The 7,237-nt window shown below is 59.9% G+C and carries 7 protein-coding genes and 1 pseudogene; 3 read left to right on the forward strand and 5 right to left on the reverse strand.

The features are described from left to right. The 5 genes and pseudogenes from BMY67_RS18585 to BMY67_RS18605 form a co-directional block, all read right to left on the reverse strand. Window positions 1-283: pseudogene (locus tag BMY67_RS18585) on the reverse strand (transposase); the annotation flags it as partial. A 357-nt stretch (window positions 284-640) separates the two neighbouring features. After that, window positions 641-2,107, reverse strand: a complete 1,467-nt coding sequence (locus BMY67_RS18590; protein WP_092774293.1) for a Fic family protein — start codon at window positions 2,105-2,107, stop codon at window positions 641-643. Window positions 2,108-2,300: 193 nt separating this feature from the next. Beyond that, a complete protein-coding gene (locus BMY67_RS18595) occupies window positions 2,301-2,912 on the reverse strand; it encodes a recombinase family protein (protein ID WP_092774294.1) in 612 nt (203 codons plus the stop codon). An 84-nt stretch (window positions 2,913-2,996) separates the two neighbouring features. Beyond that, window positions 2,997-4,568: an IS1182 family transposase gene (locus tag BMY67_RS18600; RefSeq protein WP_092774295.1), complete on the reverse strand. Its 1,572-nt coding sequence runs from the start codon at window positions 4,566-4,568 to the stop codon at window positions 2,997-2,999. A 143-nt stretch (window positions 4,569-4,711) separates the two neighbouring features. After that, complete coding sequence (locus BMY67_RS18605; protein ID WP_092774296.1) at window positions 4,712-5,875, reverse strand: ATP-binding protein; 1,164 nt, start codon at window positions 5,873-5,875, stop codon at window positions 4,712-4,714. A gap of 268 nt (window positions 5,876-6,143) precedes the next feature. Between BMY67_RS18605 and BMY67_RS18610 the strand changes: the two genes are divergently transcribed. From BMY67_RS18610 to BMY67_RS18620, 3 genes are all read left to right on the forward strand, one after another. Next, window positions 6,144-6,515, forward strand: a complete 372-nt coding sequence (locus BMY67_RS18610) for an IS630 transposase-related protein (RefSeq protein WP_262490366.1) — start codon at window positions 6,144-6,146, stop codon at window positions 6,513-6,515. An 89-nt stretch (window positions 6,516-6,604) separates the two neighbouring features. Further along, entirely contained in the window at window positions 6,605-6,934 is a 330-nt protein-coding gene (locus tag BMY67_RS18615; RefSeq protein WP_092774298.1) for a hypothetical protein, read from the forward strand. Window positions 6,935-6,972: 38 nt separating this feature from the next. Continuing rightward, window positions 6,973-7,237 (forward strand): transposase (locus BMY67_RS18620; RefSeq protein ID WP_143069931.1); only part of this gene is annotated, 265 nt, incomplete at its 3' end.

The following is a 7,237-nucleotide window of genomic DNA, read 5'->3' on the forward strand; positions in this document are numbered from 1 at the left end:
GCCAGCACGCGGGCGAGCTCGCGCAAATCGGCCATCATATGCTCAAAACAGCGGTTGTCCCGCCAGCGGGCCCATTGCTGGTAGACCGCGGGCCAGGGCGGCAAGTCGTGGGGGAGATAGCGCCAGCCGCAACCGGTTTTGACCAGGTAGCGCAGGGCATTGAACACGTCGCGTAGCGCATATTCTCGTTGCGGCGCATCTTCCCGCACCAAGCCAGATAGGGCGCTACAAACGCCCATTCCGCATCCGATACGTCGCTGGGGTATCCGCTTTGCTGTGCCATACCCCAAATTACGCTACTAGACCATAACAGGCTCTAGACCACCTCACGTTTGTTAAACGACTGTTCAACGAACGTAACAGCCTACCATCAAACGTCTTGTCATCTAGCATCAGCATCAGCTGCTCCTCCTGCTTGCTGATGATGACCGATCAACTACCTGCCCGACTCCCTTTTAAGCGTGATTAACGGGTGGTCAAAAGGGGCAGGTGAAGCAGTACAAGCTGAATGAATGGGCTCACCGTCTCCCCGTAATTTGCTGATAAAGTGCCTTACAAGCGTATAAAGCGAGATTTCAGCGAGATTTCCTGCGTTGACGATTGGCTCATGAGACCAGGATTGGTAAGCACAACCGATGCCCTACCACACCATCTCTTCATTGGCTTCGTCAAATGCTCGCACTTGGGTAAGTTGCGCTTTCAGCCTGTGGTAGGAATCAGCCTGCAACTCCGCTGTGAAGGCCTGGGCCCGGTCAAGCATGCGCAAGTAGAGCCCCGGGTCGCGCTGCCGGCTCAACCGGCGCAGGGCCCGCAGGTAGTCTTGGCGGTAGCTGGTGGTGATGATGATGCGGCTCAGCCCCCCACGGACGAGCTCGGCGTTGAGCATGATGCGGGCCAAGCGACCGTTGCCATCGTCAAAGGGATGTACTTCGCTGACGATGAACATCATCATGGCGGCCCGGGCTAACGGGTGCTCCAAGGCCGTGTAGCAGGCAAAGCCTTGGTGTAAGGTGCCGCGCACCAGCTCGGGCTCCACAAAGTTGGTGGTGCCGGCCTGGTTGGCGCGCTCTTTCCATTGGCCGGGGCGCTTGTCGGGCCGCTCCCGCAGCAGCGTGGCGTGCCGGCGCTGCAGCAAAGCCAGCAACTCGTCGGCGGTGGTGGGCACGACCCGCATTTCGGCCAGGTTGCTCACCAACTGATACGTGCTCAGCACGTCGTGCGAATCCGCGTGCCGGCCGGGCACGGGCGCATTGCCCACGACCATGTCGTGGGCCTCATCTACTTGGAAGACGGTGCCCTCGATGAAGTTGGAAAAGTAGGCTTCGAAGAAGGCCAGCTCATAGTAGGCCGGGGGCTGGGCGGCCGGGTCGGGGCGGCTGGATAGCGGGTGCTGGCGCAAGGCCGTGAGCAGGGTGGCAAATAGTTCGGCCCGGTCAGGGTCATAGGGCAGGCCCAGCACCCGCGCCCGAGCGATGGGAGAAGTAAGCAGCTTGCTGGGTGCCGTAGCCAGTAGCGCCGCCATGACCTGACTGAGGCGACCGAACTCGGCTTCCCAGCCCAGATGCGTGGCCAGTGTCCGCGCTTGGTCGCGCAGTTCGTTGAGGCCATCCTCGCCGCGCACGCGTAGCAACCGCTCCAGATATTCCTCTACCGCCGATCCGGGCAGCGTCTTGCTAATGCCGCCGCGGGCTCGGCCTAACTGAAAGTTTTCGAGTAGGGCCCGGGGTTCGGAGGCAAATGAGAGGGTCGTGCTGCCAAATGGCCGGTCCAGTTCCTGTGGGCCCGGTCCGGGCACCAGGTGCACCATCAGCCCTGGCAGGACCACTTTCTTGGCGTACTTATACGTGAGAAAAATATCCCCTTCCGGCGTTGGCTGTGCATCCAGGCCCGAGCGGTGGCTGATGACGGCGTCGGGATAGAGGTGGCCCAGGATCGGCAGCCAGTTTCGGCGCACGAGTACGGCCGGCGCTGTTGTTAGGTCGGGGGTATAGACCCGCGGCAGCAGCTGGCGCAACTCGCCGGCCCGCCGGGCCTGCTGGATGCGACGGCTGATGGCTTTGTCGGACGTGGCAAAGACCAGTAAGGGCCAGGGGCTACTTTTTTCCATTAAGACACCTGAGCAGGCAAAACAAGTGATATTTATTCTAATTACATGGTAAAATTAGCGAATAATTTCCAATAAGAGCAAGTTGCGTGCGAATGCCGTCCGGATTGTGTCAAGGGCTTGCCCTGTAGGAGGCATTTCAGAAAACGGAGCGAATGGCATGTTAGGAGCATCGGCCAATTATTCGGCCCCACACTTATTCAGTCTCTTGGCTGGCCGTGCCTTTACGATAGGAATGGATAATGACGCCCCGGTGGCGCAGGTATTTGTAGAGCGTGACTTTGGAGATGCGCAGGCGCTGGGCAATCTCGTTGACGCCCAACTGCTGCTCCTTGTAGAGCGTCTCGGCTACCATGGCCGTGCGCTGGGCTTCTTCCGATAAGCCTCGCGGCCGGCCCCCTACCCGGCCCCGCGCCCGGGCGGCGGCCAGACCGGCGTAGGTGCGCTCTCGAATCAACTCCCGCTCAAACTCGGCCAGCGAGGCAAACAGGTTGAATACGAGCCGCCCTTGGGCTGAAGCGGTGTTGATGGCATCGGTGAGCGAGACCAGGGCCACACCCTTAAACTCCAATTCCGCCACCATATCAAGCAGGTGCTTGAGCGAGCGGCCCAGCCGGTCGAGCTTGTAGATATAGACCGTGTCACCCTGGCGCAGGCTGGCCAGCAGCTTGTCGAGTTCGGGGCGGGCCTTGGTGGCCCCGGAGACTTTCTCCTGAAAGATGGTCTCGCACCCGGCCTGGGTCAGCGCATCGAGTTGTAGTTCCAGATTTTGGTCGCGGGTTGAGACGCGGGCGTAGCCGATTTTCATCTGGCGAAGTTCAGCTTTCTTATCGGCAAGGCCACCTTGACTGAACTTCACTCACTGAACAGGTTTACTGAACCGTTTCCATCCTTATAAGGCAAGTTTCATTCCCCCACTGCCCTGTCTTAGGGTGTTCAGCAAAAGGAGGGTGGCTGTTGCAGAACTCGCCCTGCTAGGGACTGAGTTGCTGTGGCGATTTCTGCGGGATACTGTTTTTCGTGTTCGCAACCGAAAAGGAGGCCACGCGGGCGGTGGTGGGGGTAAGGCGAGGGCGATTACCTTGCCTTTGCGGGGCTGATACTTGAGTAGCTTTTTCAGATTATAGGCAATCGCCGTCAAGAGCATCGTCTTCTGGGCCCCGGCTTTGCCGCGCGTGCCCACGCGTCGCAGACCATAGTGATGGATCAGGTTGCCAAATACGGGCTCGACCGTGCTTTGGCGCTTGCGCCGCATCGTCTGCCCTTGCGCACTCTGTTGCCGCGCCCAGGCCCGTTGGTAAGCTGGATCATACGCCGTGCGCGTGAGTTGCTTGCGCTTAGCTGTGGGCACACACGTGGGTTTAAGGGGGCAGTGCTGGCAGTCCTGATAGGCGGCCCAATAAATCTTGAGCCAGTTACCATCGGCGCTGGTGTCATACTTGCGAAACGGCAGCGGCTTGTCGGCTAAGCAGGTGTAGGTGTCCGTCAGCGAATTATAGGTAAAGCCCTCGACCGTTGCTTTGTACTTGCCGAATACCGGAATCCAGGGCCTGATGCCCCGCTGCTCCAGAAAAGCATAGTTGAACCCATTGGCGTAGCCGGCATCAGCCAGCAGCTCGTGCCAATACAGTCCTTGTGCCTGCAAGCGGGGCTGTAAACTGCCGACGATGCGCGGCAGGTGCACGCTGTCGCGACTGTCAGCGAAGTCCGCCTGAACGTGACTGATAACGCCGTGACCGGTATCGACCGCCAGGCTACAGAGGTAATTTAAGGCGCGGGCCTTGCCGGGTTTTACCGACACGCGGGCGTCTGGATCGGTTGTGCTATAGTGCGTTTTATTGCTTAGCAAACGGGCTTTGCTATGGGTTGCCCCCAACGCGCCCGGTTCTTTTTTTCGCTTCGCCTGGCGGGTAGCTTCCTGCCGTAGCTGGTGCGCCGGGGCCGTGAGCACCGCCGGGGACAGTGGGGTATCGGCGGTAGCGGCTTGCTTGGGCTGCATGCTTTCCAGTGCAGCATTCGCCTTTACCGGAGCTGAATCGATGGCCTGCGTATCGCCGGCGACCAGTCCCTGCGCCACGCATTGGGCAAAAACATGATCGAACAGGTGCTCGAAAATGGAGGAGGGGAAGAGTTGACGCGTACGGCTCACCGTGGAATGCCAGGGTAGTTCTTCGTCCAGCTCGTAGCCAAGAAAATAGAGGATGTCGAGTCGCAGGGCGCAGTGCTCGACCAAGCGGCGGTCGCTGACCAGATTTTCCAGTCGGCCCACGAGCACCAACTTAAAAAACACGACCGGATCGAGCGACGGGTGTCCGGTGTGACTATAAAGCGCGCGTGTTTGCTCGTAGAGAAACGTCCAGTCGACCAGCTCAGCGAGCCGGCGATAAAGGTTATGAGGCGGGATCCGCTCCGAGAGCCGAAAGCGGGTCACTTCTTTGTCGAGGTACTGCTTCTTGCCTTGCATACTTCTGCTACGAAGCGCGCTCGAATCCGGTCATGGGTTCTGCAACAGCCACGGTCGTTCTTGTGAACATGTATTTTGCGCATTGGGCCCTTAGGTACTCGTTGTTGTGATCTCACGCCGCCACGGTCAATTCTGCGCACCACTTATAATACGGACGTTAAATCGGCTAGTCGCAGCAACGTGCCGTGGGCCGTGGGCCGCGTCGTGGTTCCCGCATATACGACGTACGCCCGTTCGGCCGGCACGCCACTCAAGCCGCGCCAGTAGTCGAGCTGCCGGAAATAATCGGTGCTCAGTGTCAGGCCCGCTTTCACTTCCAGGGCCAGCAGGCCCGTGGGTTGTTCGAGCAGGAAGTCAACTTCGCGGCCGGTTTTATCCTGCCAGAAATACACCGGTGCCACTTGCCCCAACGCGTCATAGTGCTTGAGAATTTCGGTCAGGACCAGGTTTTCGAATAAGCCTCCGCGCAGGTAGTGCGAGGCCAATTGGGCGCCTTCACGAATACCGAGCAGCGAGCAGGCTAGGCCTGTATCGTAGAAATAGAGCTTGGGTGATTTAATCAGCCGCTTGCTGAAATTGGCGTGATGAGGGGGTAGTAGGTACAGTACGTAGCTGGCTTCGAGCACCGATACCCACGCCTTGGCCGTGTTCACGGCCACGCCGCAGTCGGAGGCGAGCGAGCTCAGGTTTAGTGGGGAGCCAATTCGGCCGGCACACAAGCGCAGAAACCGGGTGAAAGCGCTCAGGTCGCTGATATTGAGGATAGAACGTACGTCACGCTCCAGGTAAGTCTGGATATAGCTGGGATAGAAATCCGCCGGGGAAAGGTGCGGCCGCAACAGGCGCGGGTAGCCTCCGCGCCAGATGATGTCATCGGCATTGGCCGGCAGCTGGCCGGCGGCTTGCCATTCGGCGCAACTAAAGGGCAGCAGCCGCAATACGGCCGTGCGCCCGGCCAGCGACTGGTTAATGGCGTCGAGCAAGAGAAAATTCTGTGACCCCGTCAGCACATAGGGGGCGGTGGGGGGCGAAGGCTGATCCACCACGCTCTGCAGGTAGGAGAACAGGTCAGGGACGCGCTGCACTTCATCGAGCACGGCCCCCTGCGGGTAGGCCGCCAGAAACCGGCGCGGGTCCTGCTGCGCAAGTTGTCGGATGTCGGGGTCTTCGAGCGACACGTAAGGCAGGGCAGGAAAGGCGGCCCGCACCAGCGTTGATTTACCCGACTGGCGGGGGCCGGTGAGGGTAATGATAGGAAGTGTCTGCGCTAATTGCAGCAGTTTGGGCGTGAGCTGACGAGGGATCATAGCGCAAGATATCGGAGTTGCACGGACATATTTGCAATCTAATTGCAAATATGTCCGTGCAACTTGCGTGAAGTGCGCTAATCCCCTTTTCTTTTCCTCCCAAAACGTCCCTCTTATTCATCTCATCATGCCGATACTGGGCGTTTTTCCAGAAGGACGCTTGTAGACGCTAAAAGCTGTCTCGTCCGGCTACAGCTATACACCATTCACTTGATTTATAACTGTAGCCGCGCAAGCCCCACGCAGGGGCAAAAATGATCATTATGCAATTTCTGTCCGCCAAGAGGCCGTCCGGCGGGTCGAATCGGGATTGTCGCAACAGGCTGTGCGGCAGCAGTTCGGCGTGGGCCACATGACGCTGCTGGCGTGGCTCAAGCGCTACGGCACGGCCGTATACGCGCAGATGCGCCGCAAACAATTCACCGTTGCCCAGAAGCAGCACATTGCCCGCGAGTTACTCGACGGACGCCTGAGCGAAGACGAGGCCTTGCTCAAGTACGAGCTGCGCCTGAAAAAGACCCCGCGCCAGTGGGTGGCCGCCTACCGGGCCAGCGAGGCGCTACTGCTCACGGCCGAGCCGGACCCACCCGTCGATGCAAATGCGGGGCTGGCCAGGCAGTTGCGGCAGGCGCAGTGGTAAATTGAAGCCCTGCACACGTTGATTGACCAGGCCGAAGCGGCCTACAAGATTGACATCCGAAAAAAGGCTGGTGCCAAGCTGTCGAAATAATGCGCCGGAAGTACCCGCACGTCGGTGTGGGCACGCTCTGTGGGCTGTTTGGCAAGACCCGAAACGCATTTTATGACCACCAGCGCCGGGCTACGGCGCAGGCCCTGCTCGACGGGCTGGTGCTGGCCCTGGTAGCCGACATCCGCGAAGACCTGCCCCGCCTGGGCACGCGCGAGCTGTATTTTCTGCTGCTGCCGCGCTTGGGCGAGCATGCGCCCTGCGTGGGCCGGGATTACCTGTTTGCCTTGCTGGCCGATCACGGCCTGCTTATTCGCCGCCGCAAGCGGCGGGTCGTGACCACGCACACGTGCTTGCCTGAGTTGGTCTAGGCAAGCCGGACAGAAGAAGGACGTATATTTCTGCTGTTATGGCAGCAAAACCCAGCGGGACGTCGCCCGACAAACGGCGTAAATGCGGCGAAGTGTTTAAGGCCGAGGCCCTGCGCCTGGCCAGCGAGAGCTGCAGCACGCAAGCCGCGGCCCGGCAACTGGGCATCAGCCCCAAGCTGCTCTACCGCTGGCAACAGGCCCAACTCGTGGCCGAAGTGGGCAGTGTGGAAGTGGGCAGTGTGGAAGTGGGCAGTGTGGAAGTGGGCCGCGACCCGGAAGGACGGGCCCTGCGCGCAGCCAATA

Source organism: Hymenobacter actinosclerus (assembly GCF_900111515.1).
GTDB lineage: Bacteria > Bacteroidota > Bacteroidia > Cytophagales > Hymenobacteraceae > Hymenobacter > Hymenobacter actinosclerus.